Raw genomic sequence first — 20,423 nt, forward strand, 5'->3', positions numbered from 1 at the left:
ACAAACGACCAACCCGTTTCGCGCCCACCTATGCCATGATCGACGGATCAGCGACAGGGTAGACAGTCATTCTGGACGAATTGTAACCAGCCAGACATCTGGCGGCGAAAGCAGCCTGATCGGCAGGCCACTGGTGCCGATCCCCGCCGACACGATCATGGATTTCGCATCGTCACGATAGACCCCGCAAGCATAGCGGGTGCCGAAGCGGGACGGCACATAGACAATCCCAGCAAAGGGCAGCGCCACCTGACCACAATGCGTGTGCCCCACCATCGCCAGCAACGGCCTGTCGGGCAGGGAAGGAAAAACGTCTGGCCCGTGGGAAAGGACTATCTGAGCGCCGCCCATATCCTCCATCTCCTGCAACACGCCGGGGACATCCGGGCGGTCAGTGTAAATATCGCGCAACCCGCCGATCACCAGCGGCCCCCGGCGCACGGCCTGATCGGTCAAAAGGGTGATCCCGATCCGCCGAAAGAGGGCGCGCCATTGGGTGCGGCTGATCTTCGCGTAACGGCGCGCGTCGTGATTACCGAGCACCGCCAGTACACCCATCGGCGCACGAAGAGCTGAAAAGGGCGCGATACTCGCGACCGGATCATAAACCGCACCGCCCTTATGATCGCCGATATAGTCCCCGCCCAGCAGGATAAGATCGGGCTTCAGACCGTTCACCTGACGCACGATCCGCGCCATCCTATCGGGACTGTTATCCGGTCCCGACAAATGAGAATCGGTCATCAGCGCGACCGTCAACGACCGTCGCGGCGCGCCTTCCGGAAATGGTAGCGCGATCTCCATCCGGCGCACCACCGGCGTGGCCCGCGCATTAGCGATAAGCCAGATGCAAGAGCCTGCCGCAATCAGGCCCAGCATCAGCAGCGCCCAAAGGCACCCTCTACGACCAGATGGGGATTTCACTTGGCCGCTTTGCGCGCCTGCATTCCAGCGCGGAACCGCGCCGCCCATCCGGGCTTGCCCTCCTGCGCGGGCCGGACGAGGCAAAGAGCGTCCGCCTCCACCTCCTTAGTCACCACACTCCCTGCGCCGACGATCGCGCCTGCCCCGATCTTGACCGGAGCGACTAGCGCGCTGTTGGAGCCGATGAACGCCCCCGCGCCGATTTCCGTCTTATATTTGAAAAAGCCATCATAGTTGCAGGTGATCGTACCCGCGCCGACATTGGCGCCTGCCCCGATGGTGGCATCGCCAATATAGGACAGGTGATTGACCTTCGCGCCTTCGCCCAGCTCCGCCTTTTTGACTTCGACGAAATTGCCGACCTTAGCCTTCGCGCCAATTTGGGCACCGGGACGCAGTCGCGCATAGGGGCCGATCTCGGCACCCTTAGAGATGGTTGCGCCCTCAATGTGCGAGAAGGCGTGGATGACCACATCGTCGGCCACCGTCACGCCCGGCCCAAATACGACATTCGGCTCGACCATGACATCGCGGCCAAGTTCGGTGTCATGCGCGAAGAATACGGTTTCCGGCGCTACCAGCGTCACGCCATCACGCATCGCCTCGCTACGCCGCCGGTCCTGCCAAGCAGCCTCGATCACCGCCTGTTCCGCGCGGCTGTTCACGCCAGCCACTTCCCACGCCTCGGTTTCGATGACGGCACTTTGAGCGCCGGGCAACATGATGATGTCGGGCAGATAATATTCGCCCGCCGCATTGTCGTTGCCGATCTTGTCGAGCAGGACAAAAAGATCCGTGGATCGTACAGCCATCAGGCCGGAGTTGCACAGCGTCACCGCCCGTTCCGCCGCGTCGGCATCCTTATATTCGACCATCTTGCCGATGATGCCTTGGCCGTTGGTAATGATCCGCCCATAGGCGCCCGCGTCCTCGGGTCTGAAGCCCAGCACCACCGCGCGCAGGTCATCTCCCAGGTTCAGCCGGTCCAGCATGGCCCGCATGGTTTCCGCCCGCACAAGCGGCACATCGCCATACAGGATCAAAATGTCACCCGCAAAACCGGCAAGCGCGTCATGCGCCTGGGCAACCGCGTGGCCAGTACCCAACTGCTGCTCCTGCACGGCGATCACCGCGCCAGTTCCGGCGACGGCGGCTTCCACTTGCTCACGGCCCGCGCCAACCACGACGACCTGCCGCTCGGGCTGAAGCTCCGCGACACTGGCCAACAGATGCAGCAACATTGGCCGACCCGCGACCGGATGGAGCACCTTGTGCTTGGCTGACTTCATGCGCGTACCCTGCCCGGCGGCAAGGATGATGACGGCGAGTGGGCGGGTGGCGGTCACGGCGGAACGCGTCCTCTTAGCAGGAAGGTTATGAATCTGATCGCTCTCTGCCACGTTTGCCTTGCCTTTGCCACCGGAGAGGCAGCATGAGCCGCGCATGACCAGCATTCCCTTCGATATAGTGGGCTTCGACCTCGACGGCACCTTGCTCGACACGAGCGGCGACCTCGCCGCGGCAGTCAATTACGCGATCGCGACCGATGGCCGCCCGCCCTTTCCCGTCGATGCCATCCGCCCGTTCGTGGGCAAGGGCGCGAAAGTCATGCTGGAACGAGCGCTAACCGCATCGGGCGGCTATGATGACGCCCTGCTGGCTCGGATGCTGCCGACATTGCTCGATTATTATGAGCAGAATCTCGCCATCCATTCGGTCCCCTATCCCGGCCTCATGGACGCGATGGAGGCTTTGGACAAAGCGGGCGCGAAGCTTGCGATCTGCACGAACAAGGCTGAACGCTTCACTATTCCCCTGCTCCATCAGATCGGCCTTTCCGAACGTTTCGTCAGCGTCATCGGCGGCGACACACTTGGCGTAGCAAAGCCGGACCCGGCGCCGATCCACGAGATGATCGCGCGCGCTGGCGGCGGCCGCACGATATTCCTCGGCGACACGATCAACGACATCGCGGGCGCTCGTAACGCGGGAGTACCAAGCATAGCGGTCAGCTTCGGCTTCCTCGACGGCCCCGTCGAACAACTGGAAGCAGACGCGGTCATAGATCATTTCGATGAACTGATGCCGCTTCTTGAAGGTTGGCCAGGCTGATCGTTGGCCGTTTGATCCATAGCGGATGAACATCTCGTCGATTTTGGAAGTATTTTTTAAACAAAGGCTTATACCGCCGCCCCAACGGCGGCTTCGTGCCTGCCGATCCTCCGGGTAACATCAGGTAAAGGCAGTCAGCATGGGAGAAAATTTCGCTTTCTTCCTGCCGATCATGATGGCCAGCTTTGGTATCGCGTTCCTGATCATCTGTAACTGGCATGTGCGGGCCGCTGCCTGGTGGAGCGCGGCCTTCTTCTGCGTCGCCGCAGGATTTGCGGCACCCGTCGGTTTTGCCGCGATGCCTGACCCTGTCTGGAGCATTATTGCTGATCTGCTGTTTGCCACCGGGTTTCTGCTTTTCGGTCAGGCCCTGTTGCAACGCTGGCGACCGTCCTGGCTTCTGACGGCGCGGCTGATGATCTGGGGCGGCTCGATCCTGCTGTGCATCCTCGCCTATGCGATGGACAATCTACCGCTCGAGCTGGTCGCCTCGGACTTTGGCTGCTTTCTCCTGATCGGACTTCCCCTTGTCGCGGCGAAGGATCACTTGCGTACAGGGGCCGATCGGACGTTGTTCGCCGCTGCATCGCTCGTCGCATTGGATAATTTCGTTCGCGGCACCACTGTCCCGCTCACGCTGTCGGAGAATGGCGACTTCCTCACCAGCGAATATGCTTTTTTGATGCAGGCGCTTGCATGCATATTTGGCTTGTTTCTCGCGTTCGCTGCTCTTGCGACGCAGGTGATCGACATACTGGGTCGCTATCAGCGGGAAGCCATGGTCGATCCGTTATCCGGCCTCTTCAATCGTCGGGGATTCGATGACGCCATCCAGCGTAGGCAATCGGATGGGCTGCCCGCAGGAAGTCTCATTGTCTGTGACATCGACCATTTCAAGACCATCAACGACGAATATGGTCACGCATCCGGCGACCAGGTGATCAGGGCGCTTTCTCGTCTTCTAACCACATTGGCTCCGGAGGGCGCGGTCGTGGCCCGCTTCGGTGGAGAGGAATTTGTCCTATTCCTACCGGGCATCAATGCAGCACATGCGGCGGAGATCGCGAACAAGCTGCGCGAAGGCTTCACCGCGACGATTGCAAAGCAACTACGGCTCAGCCGTCCATTGACTGCCAGCTTTGGCCTATCGACCACTCAACGCAGCGACACGTCAATCCACGACACCATCGCTCGCGCGGATGAGGCACTCTATGACGCAAAGGCTCGTGGCCGGAACCGGGTCTGCATCCGGCGCGCGCTATCCTCACCAACCATAGCGGCGGCGTCCACGCCCCGCATCGCCAGCGCCTGAAAAGCAGAAGGGCCGCACAGCGGCGGCCCTTTCCAACTTCGCCAAAGGCGCCGATCACATGTGGATCGGCTTGCCCATGACTGCCATTGCCGCTTCCTTGATCGCTTCGCTATGCGTCGGATGCGCGTGGCAGGTATAGGCGATATCCTCGCTCGATGCGCCGAATTCCATCGCCTGTGCCGCTTGCGCGATCATCGTGCCAGCCACGGTCGCGATGATCCACACGCCCAGGACCCTGTCGGTTTCCGCATCGGCGATCACCTTCACAAAGCCATCAGGCTCATGATTGGTCTTGGCGCGGCTATTCGCCATCATCGGGAACTTGCCGACCTTGACCGCACCGCGCTCCTTGGCGGCTTCCTCGGTAAGGCCGACGCCTGCAATCTCAGGCTTGGTATAGACCACCGACGGGATCACCGCATGGTTCACGATCCCCGTCAGCCCGGCGATATTCTCGGCGACGGCAATGCCCTCGTCCTCAGCCTTATGCGCGAGCATCGGGCCGGGGATCACATCGCCGACGGCCCAAACACCGGGGACCTTGGTTGCAAAGTCATGATCGGTTTCGATCTGCCCGCGCGCATTCAGCTCAAGGCCGATCTTGTCGAGACCCAGTCCATCTGTATTGGGACGGCGGCCGATCGACACCAGCACGACATCAGCCTCGATCGTCTCCGAAGCCCCGCCTGCGGCAGGCTCAACCGTCAGGCTGACGCCCTTCTTATGTGCCTTAGCGCCCGTGACCTTGGTGCCGAGCTTATATTCGAAGCCCTGCTTCTTGAAGATCTTGTTCGCTTCCTTGCGAACCTCGCCATCCATGCCCGGCAGGATCTGGTCGAGAAATTCGACGACCGTCACCTTCGAGCCCAGACGGCGCCAGACCGACCCCAGTTCCAGCCCGATGACGCCCCCGCCGATGACGACGAGGTGATCCGGAACCTTGTCCAGTTCCAGAGCGCCGGTTGAATCGACGATCAGGCCCTTGTCATTTTCCACTTCGACGCCCGGCAGCGGCGTCACGGAGGAACCCGTCGCGATAATGATATTTTTCGCGGTCACGGCCTTGCCCGCGACATCGACCGTGTTCGCGCCGGTAAAGCTCGCACGCCCCTTCAACCAGTCGACCTTGTTCTTTTTGAACAGGAATTCGATGCCGCCCGTCAGGCCCTTCACGGCATCCTTGCGCTGGCCCTGCATGGTATCCAGATCAAGGCTCATCTTGTCGATCTTGACGCCAAGCTTTGCGAGCGCGCCGCCTGCGGCCTCCTCGTAAAGCTCCGATGCGTGCAGCAGCGCCTTCGACGGAATGCAGCCGACATTCAAGCAGGTGCCGCCCAGCGTTTCACGGCTCTCGGCGCACGCGGTCTTGAGACCCAGTTGAGCCGCGCGGATGGCAGCGACATAGCCCCCCGGACCCGCGCCGATCACCAGGACGTCATAATCGAAGTCAGCCATCTCAATCTCCGTTCGCCCTTGTTCCGAGCCGCTTGTCTCGTCCCAACCTGTCAAAGGGCATTACTTTTTCTTTCGTCCCCTAGAAAGGACAGGGCTTCGACAGGCTCAGCCCGAACGGAATTAAAGGTTGATCTTACAGGTCGATCAGCAGACGGGTCGGATCCTCGATCGCGTTCTTGACCGCGACCAGGAAGGTCACCGCTTCACGACCATCGATCAGGCGATGGTCGTAGCTGAGCGCCAGATACATCATCGGACGGATGACGATCTGACCGTCGCGGACGACAGGACGATCTTCGATCCGGTGAAGGCCCAGAACAGCCGACTGCGGCGGGTTGATGATGGGGCTCGACAGGAGAGAACCAAAGACGCCGCCATTGGAGATGGTGAAGGTTCCGCCCTTCATATCTTCCATGGTCAGCGTGCCTTCCTTGGCCTTCTTGCCAAAGCCGCCAATCGTCTTTTCGATGTCAGCGACGCTAAGGCTTTCAGCGTTGCGGATCACCGGCACGACCAGGCCGTTCGGGGCCGACACGGCCACCGAAATATCGGCGAAGTCGTTATAGACGATCTCATCGCCTTCGATCTGCGCGTTGACGCCCGGAATGTCGCGCAGCGCCATGCAGACGGCTTTGGTGAAGAAGCCCATGAAGCCCAAACGGACACCATGCTTCTTTTCGAACAGGTCCTTATACTTCGCCCGCGCTTCGATGACATTTGTCATATCGACGTCATTATAGGTGGTCAGCAGCGCCGCGTTATTCTGCGCTTCCTTCAGGCGTTTGGCGACCGTCTGGCGCAGGCGCGTCATCTTGACGCGCTCCTGACGACGGCTCGGGCCAGCAGCAGGCGCCTCGGCAGCAGGCGCGGCAGCCGGTGCTGACGCCGTCGCCTTGGCCGTGCCCGCAGCCACGGCGGCCATCACGTCATCCTTCGTCAGGCGGCCGTCCTTGCCGGTGCCCTTGATCTTGCTCGGGTCGAGTCCATGCTCCAGCACTAAGCGGCGAACCGCTGGAGACAGCGTCAGATTGCCGCCCTCATCCTCATCAGCAGGCGCCGAAGCCGCAGGAGCAGGCATCGCAACCTCCGCCTTGGCAGCCGGAGCGGAAGCCGGGGCAGCTGCGGGCGTCGCAGCAGCAGCCCCGCCTTCGTTGATCATCGCCAACAGCGCGCCGACGTTCACCGTGTCGCCTTCCTTGGCGATGATGTCGCCCAAGGTTCCCGCGACCGGTGCGGGCACATCCACCGCCACCTTGTCGGTTTCCAGGCTGACGATCGGCTCATCGGCCTTCACCGCCTCGCCGGGCTTCTTCAGCCACTGACCAACGGTCGCTTCGGTAACGGATTCGCCCAGCGTGGGGACTTTGACTTCAGTTGCCATGAGCTGTGTCAGCCTTTCTTCTGGCGGCGGATTTCTTCACGAACGCTGTGACCCAGCGCATCGGCTACAAGGGCGCCCTGTTCGGCGACATGGCGCTTGGCGAGGCCCGTCGCAGGCGAAGCAGCAGCCTTGCGGCCCGCGTATCGCGCACGCATCGGCGCCTTGCCGGCAAGGCCCAGCGCTTCCTCGACATAAGGTTCGACGAAGAACCATGCGCCATTGTTACGCGGCTCTTCCTGGCACCAGACCACCTCTTCCAGGTTGGTCATGCGCTTGATGCGCGTGGCCAACGCTTCGGTGGCGAAAGGATAGATCTGCTCGATACGAACGATCTGAACATCCTTGTCACCCGCCGCGTCGCGCGCTTCGAGCAGATCATAGAAGACCTTGCCGGAGCACAGGACCAGCCGCTTCGTGTCAGCGTCCGCCGCTGCATGCGGATCGGACAGGATGCGCTTGAAATGCGTCTCCCCCACAAAATCCTCGGCCTTGCTCACCGCCAGCTTGTGCCGCAGCAGCGACTTCGGCGCCATGATGATGAGCGGCTTGCGGAATGGGCGCAGCATCTGACGGCGCAGGACGTGGAAATAATTGGCCGGCGTCGTGATGTTGGCGACCTGAATATTTCCTTCCGCACACAGCTGAAGGAAGCGTTCCAGACGCGCCGAGCTATGCTCTGGCCCCTGCCCCTCATAGCCGTGGGGCAGCAGGCAGACGAGACCGTTCGAACGCAGCCACTTCGTCTCGGACGAGGCGATATATTGGTCGAACACGATCTGCGCGCCGTTAGCGAAGTCGCCAAATTGCGCTTCCCACAACACCAGACTCTTGGGGTCAGCCAGCGCAAAACCATATTCAAAGCCGAGCACGCCATATTCAGACAGCGGCGAATCCAGCACCTCAAACCGGCCATGCGGCACGGTCGAAAGCGGGACATATTTCCTCTCGCTATCCTGATCGACCCAGACCGCGTGACGCTGGCTGAACGTACCGCGTCCCGAATCCTGACCCGACAAGCGGACGCCATAGCCTTCGGACAGAAGCGAACCGAAAGCGAGCGCCTCACCAGTCGCCCAATCGAAATTCTGGCCCGACTTGAACATCTCCGCCTTGGAGTCGATCACGCGCTTGAGCGTCTTGTGGACGTTCAAACCTTCCGGAACGGTGCTGAGCGTTTTGCCCAGGCTATCGAACAGCTTCTGGCTGATCGCGCTTTCGACATTCTGGCGCGATGTTTCGGCGTCGGCCGGCTTGTGCAAACCCGACCAGCGGCCAGCGAACCAGTCGGCCTTATTGGCTTTGTAGCTCTTGGCCGCCTCAAACTCTTCTTCCAGATGATTGACGAAGTCGCCCGTCACCTTGTTGACGAAATCATCGTCAACCACGCCTTCCGCCTTCAGGCGCGCCGAATAGACGTCGCTGACGGGGGGATGCTGGCGAATCTTCGCGTACATCTGCGGTTGCGTGAAGCTCGGTTCATCACCTTCGTTGTGACCGAAGCGGCGATAGCACCACATGTCGATCACGATGTCGCGATGGAAGGTCTGGCGATATTCGATCGCCAGCTTGCACGCGAAGGTCACAGCTTCCGGATCGTCGCCATTGACGTGCAGGATCGGCGCCTGAACACCCTTCGCCACATCGCTCGGATAGGGCGAACCGCGCGAGAATTGCGGGCTCGTCGTGAAGCCGATCTGGTTGTTGACGATGAAGTGGATGCAGCCGCCAGTATTGTAACCGGAAACGCCGGAGAAGCCGAGGCATTCCCAGACGATGCCCTGACCAGCAAAGGCCGCGTCGCCGTGGATCAGCACAGGCAGGACCTGCTCATGCTTCTCCAGATCATCGCGGAAAGTCTGCTGCGCGCGGACCTTGCCCAGAACCACCGGATCGACGGTTTCGAGGTGCGACGGGTTGGGCACCAGCGACATGTGCACCTTGATGCCGTCAAATTCGCGGTCGGTGGAGGTGCCGAGATGATATTTCACGTCCCCCGATCCGCCGACATCCTCGGGGTTCGCAGTGCCGCCCGAAAATTCGTGGAAGATGACGCGGAAGCCCTTGGCCATCACGTTGGCGAGTACGTTCAGGCGGCCGCGATGGGCCATGCCGTAAACGATTTCGCGCACGCCCAGCGCACCGCCATGTTTGATGATGGCTTCGAGCGCGGGGATCATGGACTCACCGCCATCCAGACCAAAGCGCTTGGTGCCGACATATTTGCGGCCCAGGAACTTCTCGTACTGCTCGCCCTGGATCACCTTGGACAAGATCGCCTTCTTGCCCTCAGGCGTGAAGTGAATCTCCTTGTCCTTGCCTTCCAGCCGGTCCTGGAGGAACACGCGTTCCTCAACATCGGCGATGTGCATATATTCCAGGCCGACATTGCCGCAATAATTGGCACGCAGGATGGCGACGATCTCGCGCACTGTGGCATATTGCAGGCCCAGTGTGCCGCCCAGATAGATCTTCCGCTCAAGGTCGGTGAGACCATGATATTCCGGAGTCAGGTCTGCGGGCAGTTCACGCTGGGTAAGCCCCAGGGGATCGAGATTGGCCGCGAGATGGCCGCGCACGCGATAGGTCCGGATCAGCAACTGCGCACGGATCGCATCGTCAGCAGCGCTGACTGCGTCGGCGTCAGAGACTGACTTGCCCGCAGCCTTGGCGGCAGCCTTCACCGCCACCTGCATCTGCGTCGGATCGAGCGCACCGGTCAGATCATCGGTGTCCGACAGCGGCCAATTGGGGCGTGCCCAGCTCGGCCCGCGTTCCGTTTCAAAGTCCTGGTTCTCGTAACCCATGCCTTAAGTCCCATACCGACCGCGTGCAGTCGCGAAGCGGGTATCAAGACGGCCGGGGTGCAGCCCGGCCACCTTGTCTGCCTTTGCTTAGCCCTTCAGGACTTCGACAAGCGTCGAGCCCAGTTCGGACGGGCTGGCCGCAACCTTGATCCCGGCCGCTTCCATCGCCGCGATCTTGCTTTCCGCGTCGCCCTTGCCACCCGATACGATCGCACCGGCATGGCCCATGCGGCGGCCCGGAGGCGCCGTACGGCCAGCGATGAAGCCAGCCATCGGCTTCTTGCGGCCACGCTTGGCTTCGTCGATCAGGAACTGGGCAGCCTGTTCTTCCGCGTCGCCGCCGATTTCACCGATCATGATGATCGATTCGGTCGCGTCGTCGGCCAGGAAGAGCTCCAGCACGTCGATGAAGTTGGTGCCGTTGACCGGATCGCCGCCGATGCCGACGGCCGTGGTCTGGCCCAAGCCCGCATTGGTGGTCTGGAACACCGCTTCATAGGTCAGCGTGCCGGAACGCGATACGACGCCGACCGAACCCTTCGAGAAGATCGAACCGGGCATGATGCCGATCTTGCATTCATTGGGGGTCAGGACGCCGGGGCAGTTCGGACCGATCAGACGCGACTTCGAACCCGACAGGGCACGCTTCACGCGAACCATGTCCAGCACCGGAATACCTTCCGTGATGCAGACGATCAGCGGGATTTCCGCATCGATCGCTTCCAGGATCGAATCGGCTGCGAACGGCGGCGGCACATAGATGACGGATGCATCGGCGCCGGTCTTCGTCTTGGCTTCGGCAACCGTGTCGAACATGGGCAGGCCGATATGGGTCGTGCCACCCTTGCCCGGCGTAACGCCGCCGACCATTTGCGTGCCATAGGCCAGCGCCTGTTCGGTGTGGAAGGTGCCGGTCGCGCCGGTCATACCCTGCGTAATGACCTTGGTGTTCTTGTTCACCAGAATGGACATGTCAGTCCCTTTGCATTCTGTGGAGGTGGCACTTCAAGTGAAGGCGTCATACCCCAGGCTGCTCACTCACCTGGGGCATGTCGGTGCAGCTTGTCAGATCAGGCGAGCGAAGGGTCGATGCCCTTGCAGGCTTCCAGCAGTTCCTTGACCGCGTCCACCGACACCTGAAGGTTCGCCTTGGCCTCGTCGTCCAGTTCGATCTCGATGACTTGCTCGACACCATCCTTGCCGATGATCACGGGCACGCCGACATAGAGGTTGTCGACGCCATACTGACCAGTCAGGTTCGCCGCGCAGGGCAGCAGGCGCTTCTGGTCGAACAGATAGGCTTCAGCCATCGCGATGCCGCTGGTGGCGGGCGCGTAGAAAGCGGAACCAGTCTTGAGCAGGCCGACGATCTCGCCGCCGCCCGAACGGGTGCGCTGAACGATGGCGTCGATGCGCTCCTTGGTGGAGCGGCCCTGCTTGATGAGGTCGGGGATCGGGATACCGGCGACGGTCGAATATTCGACGACCGGAACCATGGTGTCGCCATGGCCGCCGAGAACGAAGCTGGTCACTTCCTTCACCGACACCTGGAATTCTTCGGCCAGGAAGTGGCTGAAGCGTGCGGAGTCGAGAACGCCTGCCATGCCGACGACCTTGTTGTGCGGCAGACCGGAAAATTCGCGCAGCGCCCACACCATCGCGTCGAGCGGGTTGGTGATGCAGATGACGAATGCGTTGGGGGCGTTGTTCTTGATCCCCTCGCCCACGGACTTCATGACCTTTAGGTTGATGCCCAGAAGATCGTCGCGGCTCATGCCCGGCTTGCGGGCGACACCGGCGGTCACGATGATGACGTCGGCGTCCTTGATGTCGGCATAGTCGTTGGTGCCGGCGATCTTGGCATCGAAGCCTTCGACGGGGCCGCACTGCGACAGGTCAAGCGCCTTGCCTTGGGGCACGCCTTCGACCACGTCGAAGAGGACGACGTCGCCCAGGCCCTTGAGAGCGGCGAGATGCGCGAGCGTACCACCGATATTGCCAGCGCCGATCAGCGCGATCTTCTTACGGGCCATATGCAATCATCCTCCAAGCACGGAAATTGGGATTGCCCGCCCGCTTAAGCCGATCTCATTAATGATTCAACCAACTAAACGGGGTTTGGGAGATTTATCTTTGCAATTCATTCGCAGTTGCATTAATGCCCTTTTCGCCCCTGTTCGTTACGCGCTTCTACCCTGGCGCTGACTTGTCCCGCAGCGGCCACCTGCCGGACGCTTCCTCTCAGAAGGAAGCGTCCGGGCCATTTTCTATGTGATGAATGAGTGCCCCGCAGCACCGACTGGCGCTATTTCGGGCCGTGCCCCAGGGCAAGATAGTCGTCCGACTGCATTTCCATCAGGCGCGAAACCGTGCGTTCGAATTCGAACGCTCCGTCGCCGCGAGGATAAAGCTGCGGGGGCTCCGCATCGGCCGATGCGAGCAGCTTGACCTTATATTCGTACAAGGCGTCGATCAGCGTGACGAAGCGGGCGGCTTCGTTGCGGTTCTCAGGCCCCAGCACCCGGATGCCGACGAGGATGACGGTATGAAAGCGCCGCGCGATCGCCAGATAATCCGGCGCGCCGCGCGCCTCAGCACATAGGCGCTTGAAGGAAAAGACTGCCACACCCTTCAGGCTCTTTGGCACATGCAAGGTGCGCCCACCCTGCACCTTTATGTCCTCCACAGGAACCTTTGCCCGATCCTCCACCGGATAATCGGTAAGGCGGAAGAACGCTTCGGAAAGCGCCTTGGTCGCCGCTGGACCATTGGGCGAATGCCAAAGCTGCGCGTCTCCCAAACGATCCAGCCGGTAGTCGGTCGGCCCATCCAGGGTCAGGACGTCCAGACGTTCCTTGATCAGGTCGATGAACGGCAGGAAAAGCTGACGATTGAGGCCGTCCTTATAAAGTTCATCCGGCGCGCGGTTGGAAGTCGTGACGACCGTCACCCGCTTGTCCAGCAGCCCGGTGAACAGACGTGACATGATGGCGGCGTCGGCCATGTTGTTCACGACCATCTCGTCAAAGCAGAGCAGCCGCGCCTCTTCGGCGAGCGAGTCCACGACCGGAGGGATGGGATCCCCCTTCTCCGCCTTGCGAACCTCGGCAAGCCGCGCATGCACGTCGAGCATGAATTCATGAAAATGGGCGCGCTTCTTGCGCTTGACCTGCACGGTGTCGAAGAACAGGTCCATCAGCATCGACTTGCCCCGGCCGACGCCACCCCACATGTAGAGACCGCGTGGCGGCTCAGGCGCCTTTCGCAGCAATTTCCACAAGGTCGACCCGCGTGGCGGTGCCGCTTCCAATTCCTGCTGAAGCGCGTTCAGCCGTGCTGCTGCGGCCTGCTGATCCGGATCGGGGCGCAATTCCCCAGCCGCGACGAGCGCGCGATAACGCTCGATCACGCTGCTCATTTGGGGACCGGCACCTTTCGCACCGTGGCGGTCGAGGAAGCGACCAGCCCGTCATCCTGATGCAGGGTCAGCCGCATGAAGAATAATCGCCCGGTTTCCTGCAAAACCTCGACATCGGCGCGCAACGGCTGGCCGACTTTACCGGAGCCGCAATATTGCATGGAAAGATCGACAGTGACGGCAGCAGCCTGCTCGGGACGCCCCATGGCCGCCAGCGCCGCGAAATAAGCATGGTCAGCAAAGGCCGCGAGAAAGCCGCCATGCAGCGCGCCGTTGCGATTGGCGTGCGATGGACGGGTTTCCAGCATCACCGTGGCGCGGCGATCACCGGCACCTTGCGAATAGCTGGGGCCGACGGATGTGCTGAGGAACGTCTCCGGAACCGGATCGCTCCAGCGCAGCCAGTCAGCCCACGGACCTTCCAGCACCAGGCTTACAGGACCAGCATTATCGCCCACTGGATTAAAGCTGCCGTTCGACCATCATCTTCTTGGTCTCCGCGATCGCCTTGGCAGGGCTGAGACCCTTGGGGCAGACATTCGCGCAGTTCATGATGGTGTGGCAGCGATAGAGGCGGAAGGGATCTTCCAGCTCATCGAGGCGCTCGCCGGTAAATTCGTCACGGCTGTCAGCCAGCCAGCGATAGGCCTGAAGCAGGATGGCGGGGCCGAGAAACTTGTCGGAGTTCCACCAGTAGCTGGGGCAGCTGGTCGAGCAGCAGGCGCACAGAATGCACTCATACAGGCCGTCGAGCTTTTCGCGGTCTGCGGGCGACTGGAGACGTTCCTTGCCGCTGGGCGCGGGGCTGACGGTTTGCAGCCAAGGCTTGATCGAATTGTACTGCGCATAGAAATGCGTGAAATCGGGGACGAGGTCCTTGATCACATCCATGTGCGGCAGCGGCGTGACGCGCACTTCCTTGCCCGCGCACTCCTCGATCGAGGTGGTGCAGGCAAGGCCGTTCTTGCCGTTCATGTTCATCGAACAGGAACCGCAAATGCCTTCGCGGCACGAACGGCGGAAGGTCAGCGTCGGATCATATTCATTCTTGATCTTCAGCAGCGCGTCGAGGACCATCGGACCGCAATTGTCGAGGTCAATCTCGAACGTGTCATAGCGCGGATTCTGACCCGAGTCGGGATCGTAGCGATAGACCTTGAAGCTCTTGACGTTGCTCGCACCGTCAGGCGCCTTGTGGGTCACGCCCTTACCGGAAATCTTGCTGTTCTTGGGCAGGGTGAATTCGGCCATGGTTTAAGATGTCCTCCGTCCGCGCCGATAATTATATGGGGGCGCGCGCCAGAGGCCCTTAGCGCCTCGTTCCGCCATTTGCTACCCATCAAAGCAGCAAAAGCATGAAGCGATTTTTGGTAGTTAGATTAGAGAGCGTTCAATCTGAATCTCTCGATCCGTTCGGGCTGAGCCTGTCGAAGCCTCTTTCTTGCTATCTGAAAAAGTAGAGCCCTTCGACAGGCTCAGGGCGAACGGTATTGGGAGTAGTGCAGATTGCAGAGCGAAGCTTTACGCACGGTCGCTCAATATCTGTTCGATCAGCACCACATCCTCAACCTTATCCGCGTCGATGCAGGCTTCCGCCTTGCGCATGGGCACCAGTCGGGCGACGAGGCCAAAGCGGCGGCCGATGCGTGCAATGCCCCCGCGCAGCGTTGAGAGGCGCAGCCCCGCACCGAGCAAGACGATCGGCCCGAATGCCGAAAGGATCTTCCAACCCTTTTTGCGGTCCTGCTCCACCTCTTGCCAAAGGGCGATGACGGCGCGCGCCTTGGCGCTGCCGAACCAGAAGAGGTTGGCGCCGGACCACCAGCCGTCCCTGAATTTGAGCCAGGTCCGACGCGACGAGGGATAGCGGGCAAGCAAGGTCGCTCGTTCGACCATCGCCACCGCGATGTCGGCCCCTTCTGCCTCGGCTACAAATTGGTCGAGCATGTCGGCGTCGAGCAGAACATGATCCGCCGTGGTGACGAGCAGCGGAAAAGGGAGGTCTGGCCGTTGCAGGAGGCCCAGCAATGTGGACGCTATACCGCTGCCGCTTTGTTCGAAGCGGACGCGCGGGTCTTCGCCAAGCCAGGCTGTGGCGGGATCGGCGCGATATAGCTCCGGCGTCTGCGTGAGAATGACGACCTGTCCGACCGATGGATGCGCGAGCAGCGCCCGCGCGGGGTAATTGATCATCGGCTCGCCCGCCACAGGCGCGAGAGGCTTTACCGCGACCCCGGCTGCCTGCGCCAGAGGATCGGAACCGGGGCGCGATCCGGCGAGCAGCAGGGCGGTGATCTTGATCATGGAGGCGGGTTAGCGAAGCGGCCCAATTACGGGAAGCAGCTAAATTCTTACAGGGTGGGCGCAGCAGCCTGCGGCTTGTTTTGCGCGATAGTGACCGGCACGCCGACGCGTAGGCTCTTCAACTGCCTCAGCCGGTTCCGGAAAGCCGCCAGTTCTCCCCCGGCAAGCTGAGCAGTGGTGGTGAATTTGACCGAAAGCGGGTTCACCGTTTGGCCGTTGCGATACAGTTCGTAATGGAGATGCGGGCCAGTCGAAAGGCCGCTTGAACCGACATAGCCGATGACCTGCCCCTGACGGACGCGCTGTCCATAACGGGCGGCGATGCGGCTCATATGGGCGTATCCGGTGGCAAGGCCGTTGCCATGTTCCAGCCGGACATAATTGCCATGGCCACCATGGCGTCCTGAATAGGACACGACGCCATCGGTCGCGGCATAGATGGGCGAGCCATAGGCGGCGGCAAAGTCGATGCCCGCATGCATGCGCGTATAGCCAAGGATGGGGTGGCGGCGCATGCCAAAGCCAGAGGACATGCGGCCCTGCACCGGCGCGGACAGCACGCCGCGCCGTTCCCCGACGCCGGACGCCTCGAACCATTGGCTGCGGCCGTCGGTGGTCCATTTGAGCATGTCGATGCCCCGGCCGCTGGCCCGGTGCAGGCCAGCGAACAACAGGTCGCCTACTTCGACATCCCCGGTTGCCGCCCGGCGATATTCGGTGATGATGTCGTAGCGGTCTCCGCTATGGATCGACCCCAGATCGACTTGCTGCGCAATGACGCGCAGGAAGCTCTGGATCGCCTTGGGCGGCGCGCCAGCCGCGCGCGCGGATTGATAGATGCTGTCGCCGATTACGCCCTGAATGCGCAGCGGCGTGTCATCGACATGGATGGCCGTGCGCTTCACTTGCAGCAGCCCGCCCACGCGATTGATCTCCAGCGCCAGGTCGAGCCGGGCGCGGAAGGCGAGATGATCCAGCGGCCGGGGCATGTCGCGGCTGGCGCGGCGGCCAAGCACGATGTCGAGCGGCGTGCCCGGTTTCAGGCCCTTGGCTATATCGCCGCTGGCAAGCGCCATGACCTGAGCGGCGTCCGCATTGCTGACCCCCGCACGCGCCAGAGCGCGACCAAGCGAATCACTTCCACCAATCTGCGCGCGCAATTCGATCTGCGGACGTTCGGGTGTTTCGCGCAGAGGCTGGACGGCGTCGGTCGGCCCCATGCGCCGTCCGCTGTCCGCGCCCATGGCGAGCGGCGTGATCATCTGGCTGCGCACTTCCTCGAACTGCGGCTGAGCCAGCAGCGGCTCCGGCGCGCCGGGCAGAGGTTGAAAGCCGGGGGAGAGATAGAGCGCCGATGCGCAAAGTCCAAAGCATGTAGCAAGGCCGCGGAACCATGTACGGCTGCCCACTCGCTGGCCAAGGTCGGGGACCAGTTCGACCTCATCCGCCCAGTCGCGCAGGCGGGTGCGCCAGTCACGCGCGTCGGCGGTCGCGAACGGACCCTTGCCGATGGCGTCAGTCACCCAAAGGGAAGCGGATGCGCCCCCCTGCTGAGGACTGAACTGGCTACCGTGAAACACTTGAAAAAGCCCCCCACGGGCTGAAATTTCGCCCGACCCCCGCCGTGCGTTCATGGGCATTGTTGTGAACGCATAGGGTTAAAGTCAAATAAAGACGGATTTTTTAACCATATTCACGCGACGAAACGTGCCCTTCAGCCGTTGAACAACTGGAGCTGCATAGCCCAAAGGAGAATCGCGCCCTTCCCCTTGCTCTCGCTGCACTCATCCCCGACATAGAGAGGACCATGGCTCAATTTGCCCGATCGCCCGTCACAGCCGTGCTGGGTCCCACCAATACCGGCAAGACGCATTTGGCCGTCGAGCGCATGTGCGGTCATTCCAGCGGGATGATGGGTTTCCCGCTGCGTTTGCTGGCGCGCGAAGTTTATGACCGGGTTGTCGCCATCAAAGGTCCGGGTCAGGTTGCGCTGATCACGGGGGAAGAGAAGATCGTCCCTCCGGGCGCGCTCTATTATCTCTGCACGGCCGAATCGATGCCGCTGGACGGCGACTATGCCTTTGTCGCGCTCGACGAAGCGCAACTTGGCTCCGATCCGGAGCGTGGGCACATCTTTACCGACCGATTGCTGCGGGCGCGTGGTCGGGAGGAGACCATGATCCTGGGGTCGGCCAGCATCGGCCGGGTGGTGAAAGCACTGGTGCCGGGCGTGGAAATCGTCAGCCGCCCGCGCTTTTCCACGCTGTCCTATGGTGGGGCGAAGAAGCTGTCGCGCCTGCCGAAGCGATCGGCCGTCGTCGCCTTCTCGGCGGAGGAAGTCTATGCCGTGGCGGAGATGCTGCGGCGTTTTCGTGGCGGCGCTGCCGTCGTGATGGGGGCGCTGTCGCCCCGCACCCGAAATGCTCAGGTGCAGATGTTCCTGAACGGCGAAGTCGATTATCTGGTCGCGACCGACGCGATCGGCATGGGGCTCAATCTGGATGTGGCGCATGTCGCCTTCGCTTCGCTGCGCAAGTTCGACGGGCGGCGGACGCGGCGGCTGACCGTATCGGAAATGGCCCAGATCGCCGGTCGGGCTGGGCGTCATCATAAGGACGGCACCTTCGGTAGCCTTGGCCATGAAGATGGCGACGCTGCCTTCACGCCCGAAGAGATAGAGGCGATCGAAGCGCATCGCTTCCCGCCAGTCGAGCAACTCTTCTGGCGCGAAGGCCAGCCCCGCATGGACAGCATCGCCCGGCTCATCATGGAGTTGGAGACGCGGCCTGATCGCGACGAGTTGCGAGCGGCACCCGAAGCGGTGGACCTGGCGGTGCTCCGGCGGCTGTCCGACGATCCGCTGGTCATCGACCGGGTTAAGGGGAAGCAGGCCGTCGAAAGGCTGTGGGCCGCATGCGGTCTGCCCGATTTTCAGAAGCTGGGCGCGGAACATCATGCGCGCACCGTGGGCCGTATCTGGCGGTTCCTGTCCGAGGGTCAGGGCCACATCGCGCGCGACTGGTTTGCTCAGCAACTGGCGCGGCTCGATTCGGTGCAGGGCGACATCGATACGCTATCGGGGCGGATCGCCGCCGCCCGCACATGGTCCTATATCGCGCACCGCCCCGACTGGCTGGCGCATCCGGCGGAGATGGCAGAGCGGACGCGCGCTCTGGAGGAAAGGCTTTCCGACGCCTTGCATACAGCGCTGACACAGCGTTTTGTCGACCGCCGCACCGCTATATTGTTACGCGACATGGGGCAGGACGCCAGCAATTTGCCTGTCGATGTGGAGCAGGACGGGACGGTCTGCGTCGATGGTGAGACGATCGGGCGACTTGACGGATTTCGTTTCTCGGTCGATCCGGCTACGCGGCATCAGGATAGAAAGATGCTGCTGGCGGCGGCGGAACGCCGTCTTGGAAGGATATTACGAGTGAAGGCTGACGAATTGCTGGGCGCGCCCGACACTGATTTCGTGCTGATGGACGAGCCGGGACAGGCGCCGGGTATCGGTTGGCAGGGCAATGCCGTGGCGGCGCTGCTCGTTGGCCCGTCGCTGCTGGCGCCGGAAATCCGGCTTGATCGGGGCCTTCTAGCGCTTGGTCAGGATGTGCAGAAGCAGGTGCTCACGCGCCTCACAAGCTGGGTGGAGGCGCAAAAGGAAAAGCATCTTCTGCCCCTCGTGAAGATGGCGGCCAGCGCGGCCGATCCGGCGGTTCCTGCGGTGGTACGGGCGGTGTTCGCCCAACTGGCCGATGCTGGCGGAGTGATGGCAAGGATCGATCTCGATTCGGCGCTCAACCATCTGGACAAGGACCAACGCCACCTTCTGCGTCGTGCGGGCATCGATATCGGGGTGCTCGACATCTATCATCCGGGACTTCTGAAGCCCGGAGCGGCACGATGGCGCGCGGCGCTGCTGGCGGCACGCATCGCCAAACCATGCCTTCCCCTGCCCCTGCCCGGCCTGACGCTAATCCCGACGGGTGAAAAGGCGGAACAGATGGGTGCCCGCATAGCTGGCTTCCGCGGCTTCGACGATCAGATGCTGCGAATCGACATGGCGGAACGCATGGCCCGCGCCGCCCATGAAGCAATCGCGAAGGGCGAGGCCTTCACCGCGCAAAGCCCCCAGATCGTCTCACTCGGCCTCAACGAAGTCGCTTTCCTGCAATTGATGCGCCTTGCTGGCTTCCGCCCCGTCGAAGCAGCAACGGAGGGCGGCGCCAACTGGACTTTCCGTGGTCGGCAGAAAGCGCGGCCGGATCAACAGCAGGCCCGTGGGCCTAACCGGCGCAGCGCGCCTTCCCGTGGCGCACCTTCCCGCCCCGCTTCGACTGGCGCGGCGGCGCCAGTGGGCAACAATGCCTTTGCAGGCCTGGCGGAGCTTCTTGGCCGCAATGGCTGAAGGCGCGCCCCTCGGTAATCATGGACCGAGCCTGCGCATCGACAAATTCCTGTGGTTCGCCCGGCTCGCCAAAAGCCGGTCGGTGGCGCAGAAATTGGCCGAAGAGGGTCATATCCGCCTGAACGGTCGCCGCATCGAGCGCGCCCATTCGCCCGTGCGCGCGGGCGATCTCATCACATTTCCCCACCCCAGCGGGGTACGCGTGGTCCGCGTCGTGGAGCTTCCGGGACGCAGGGGACCAGCGCCAGAAGCTCAGACCTGTTATGAGGAACTGAAGCTGGGCGATTAGGGACGCAAAAATA

At 62.0% G+C, this 20,423-nt stretch carries 16 protein-coding genes; 4 read left to right on the forward strand and 12 right to left on the reverse strand.

The window, feature by feature from the left end; genetic code table 11:
- Window positions 1–66: 66 nt before the first annotated feature.
- The gene (locus ACYU81_RS01870; protein WP_449473328.1) at window positions 67–879 is read right to left on the reverse strand and encodes a metallophosphoesterase; all 813 of its coding nucleotides are present in this window, start codon (window positions 877–879) and stop codon (window positions 67–69) included.
- Between the two features lie 41 nt (window positions 880–920).
- Window positions 921–2,213, reverse strand: a complete 1,293-nt coding sequence (gene glmU, locus ACYU81_RS01875) for a bifunctional UDP-N-acetylglucosamine diphosphorylase/glucosamine-1-phosphate N-acetyltransferase GlmU (RefSeq protein ID WP_449474648.1) — start codon at window positions 2,211–2,213, stop codon at window positions 921–923.
- A gap of 154 nt (window positions 2,214–2,367) precedes the next feature.
- Here glmU and ACYU81_RS01880 point away from each other — a divergent pair, with 154 nt between their 5' ends.
- Both ACYU81_RS01880 and ACYU81_RS01885 read left to right on the forward strand, forming a co-directional pair.
- Window positions 2,368–3,036 carry an HAD family hydrolase gene (locus tag ACYU81_RS01880; RefSeq protein ID WP_460986093.1) on the forward strand — a complete coding sequence of 223 codons (669 nt, stop codon included), beginning with the start codon at window positions 2,368–2,370 and terminating at the stop codon, window positions 3,034–3,036.
- Between the two features lie 139 nt (window positions 3,037–3,175).
- On the forward strand, window positions 3,176–4,348 hold the full coding sequence (locus ACYU81_RS01885; RefSeq protein WP_460986094.1) for a GGDEF domain-containing protein: 1,173 nt from the start codon (window positions 3,176–3,178) through the stop codon (window positions 4,346–4,348).
- Window positions 4,349–4,402: 54 nt separating this feature from the next.
- Here the strand turns inward: ACYU81_RS01885 and lpdA are convergent, their stop codons facing one another.
- The 10 genes from lpdA to ACYU81_RS01935 form a co-directional block, all read right to left on the reverse strand.
- Window positions 4,403–5,803 (reverse strand): dihydrolipoyl dehydrogenase, encoded by a 1,401-nt coding sequence (gene lpdA, locus ACYU81_RS01890; RefSeq protein ID WP_460986095.1) that lies wholly within the window; start codon window positions 5,801–5,803, stop codon window positions 4,403–4,405.
- 133 nt (window positions 5,804–5,936) lie between these two features.
- The gene (gene odhB, locus ACYU81_RS01895; RefSeq protein ID WP_460986096.1) at window positions 5,937–7,184 is read right to left on the reverse strand and encodes a 2-oxoglutarate dehydrogenase complex dihydrolipoyllysine-residue succinyltransferase; all 1,248 of its coding nucleotides are present in this window, start codon (window positions 7,182–7,184) and stop codon (window positions 5,937–5,939) included.
- 8 nt (window positions 7,185–7,192) lie between these two features.
- Window positions 7,193–9,988: a 2-oxoglutarate dehydrogenase E1 component gene (locus ACYU81_RS01900; RefSeq protein ID WP_460986097.1), complete on the reverse strand. Its 2,796-nt coding sequence runs from the start codon at window positions 9,986–9,988 to the stop codon at window positions 7,193–7,195.
- Between the two features lie 87 nt (window positions 9,989–10,075).
- A complete protein-coding gene (gene sucD, locus ACYU81_RS01905) occupies window positions 10,076–10,960 on the reverse strand; it encodes a succinate--CoA ligase subunit alpha (protein WP_449473339.1) in 885 nt (294 codons plus the stop codon).
- 98 nt (window positions 10,961–11,058) lie between these two features.
- On the reverse strand, window positions 11,059–12,021 hold the full coding sequence (gene mdh, locus ACYU81_RS01910) for a malate dehydrogenase (RefSeq protein ID WP_460986098.1): 963 nt from the start codon (window positions 12,019–12,021) through the stop codon (window positions 11,059–11,061).
- Between the two features lie 272 nt (window positions 12,022–12,293).
- Entirely contained in the window at window positions 12,294–13,406 is a 1,113-nt protein-coding gene (gene zapE, locus ACYU81_RS01915) for a cell division protein ZapE (protein ID WP_460986099.1), read from the reverse strand.
- Window positions 13,403–13,864: a PaaI family thioesterase gene (locus tag ACYU81_RS01920; RefSeq protein WP_460986100.1), complete on the reverse strand. Its 462-nt coding sequence runs from the start codon at window positions 13,862–13,864 to the stop codon at window positions 13,403–13,405. The genes zapE and ACYU81_RS01920 overlap by 4 nt, the downstream gene beginning before the upstream one ends.
- Before the next feature lie 4 nt (window positions 13,865–13,868).
- Window positions 13,869–14,657 (reverse strand): succinate dehydrogenase iron-sulfur subunit, encoded by a 789-nt coding sequence (locus ACYU81_RS01925; RefSeq protein WP_460986101.1) that lies wholly within the window; start codon window positions 14,655–14,657, stop codon window positions 13,869–13,871.
- 270 nt (window positions 14,658–14,927) lie between these two features.
- Window positions 14,928–15,710, reverse strand: coding sequence for a nucleotidyltransferase family protein (locus tag ACYU81_RS01930; protein WP_460986102.1), 783 nt, complete (start codon window positions 15,708–15,710; stop codon window positions 14,928–14,930).
- Window positions 15,711–15,757: 47 nt separating this feature from the next.
- A complete protein-coding gene (locus tag ACYU81_RS01935; protein WP_460986103.1) occupies window positions 15,758–17,344 on the reverse strand; it encodes a peptidoglycan DD-metalloendopeptidase family protein in 1,587 nt (528 codons plus the stop codon).
- 173 nt (window positions 17,345–17,517) lie between these two features.
- Between ACYU81_RS01935 and ACYU81_RS01940 the strand changes: the two genes are divergently transcribed.
- A complete protein-coding gene (locus ACYU81_RS01940) occupies window positions 17,518–20,121 on the forward strand; it encodes a helicase-related protein (RefSeq protein WP_460986104.1) in 2,604 nt (867 codons plus the stop codon).
- Entirely contained in the window at window positions 20,114–20,410 is a 297-nt protein-coding gene (locus tag ACYU81_RS01945; protein ID WP_449473352.1) for an RNA-binding S4 domain-containing protein, read from the forward strand. Before ACYU81_RS01940 ends, ACYU81_RS01945 begins: the two co-directional genes overlap by 8 nt.
- Window positions 20,411–20,423: the final 13 nt, after the last annotated feature.

It is taken from the genome of Sphingobium sp. TomTYG75 (assembly GCF_054771635.1).

Excerpts from the sequence above, each read along its gene's own strand:
- ACYU81_RS01870 (WP_449473328.1), bottom strand. The coding sequence starts at position 879 with ATGCTGGGCCTGATTGCGGCAGGCTCTTGCATCTGGCTTATCGCTAAT.
- glmU (WP_449474648.1), bottom strand. The coding sequence starts at position 2,213 with ATGAAGTCAGCCAAGCACAAGGTGCTCCATCCGGTCGCGGGTCGGCCA.
- ACYU81_RS01880 (WP_460986093.1), top strand. The coding sequence starts at position 2,368 with ATGACCAGCATTCCCTTCGATATAGTGGGCTTCGACCTCGACGGCACC.
- ACYU81_RS01885 (WP_460986094.1), top strand. The coding sequence starts at position 3,176 with ATGGGAGAAAATTTCGCTTTCTTCCTGCCGATCATGATGGCCAGCTTT.
- lpdA (WP_460986095.1), bottom strand. The coding sequence starts at position 5,803 with ATGGCTGACTTCGATTATGACGTCCTGGTGATCGGCGCGGGTCCGGGG.
- odhB (WP_460986096.1), bottom strand. The coding sequence starts at position 7,184 with ATGGCAACTGAAGTCAAAGTCCCCACGCTGGGCGAATCCGTTACCGAA.
- ACYU81_RS01900 (WP_460986097.1), bottom strand. The coding sequence starts at position 9,988 with ATGGGTTACGAGAACCAGGACTTTGAAACGGAACGCGGGCCGAGCTGG.
- sucD (WP_449473339.1), bottom strand. The coding sequence starts at position 10,960 with ATGTCCATTCTGGTGAACAAGAACACCAAGGTCATTACGCAGGGTATG.
- mdh (WP_460986098.1), bottom strand. The coding sequence starts at position 12,021 with ATGGCCCGTAAGAAGATCGCGCTGATCGGCGCTGGCAATATCGGTGGT.
- zapE (WP_460986099.1), bottom strand. The coding sequence starts at position 13,406 with ATGAGCAGCGTGATCGAGCGTTATCGCGCGCTCGTCGCGGCTGGGGAA.
- ACYU81_RS01925 (WP_460986101.1), bottom strand. The coding sequence starts at position 14,657 with ATGGCCGAATTCACCCTGCCCAAGAACAGCAAGATTTCCGGTAAGGGC.
- ACYU81_RS01930 (WP_460986102.1), bottom strand. The coding sequence starts at position 15,710 with ATGATCAAGATCACCGCCCTGCTGCTCGCCGGATCGCGCCCCGGTTCC.
- ACYU81_RS01935 (WP_460986103.1), bottom strand. The coding sequence starts at position 17,344 with ATGAACGCACGGCGGGGGTCGGGCGAAATTTCAGCCCGTGGGGGGCTT.
- ACYU81_RS01940 (WP_460986104.1), top strand. The coding sequence starts at position 17,518 with ATGGCTCAATTTGCCCGATCGCCCGTCACAGCCGTGCTGGGTCCCACC.
- ACYU81_RS01945 (WP_449473352.1), top strand. The coding sequence starts at position 20,114 with ATGGCTGAAGGCGCGCCCCTCGGTAATCATGGACCGAGCCTGCGCATC.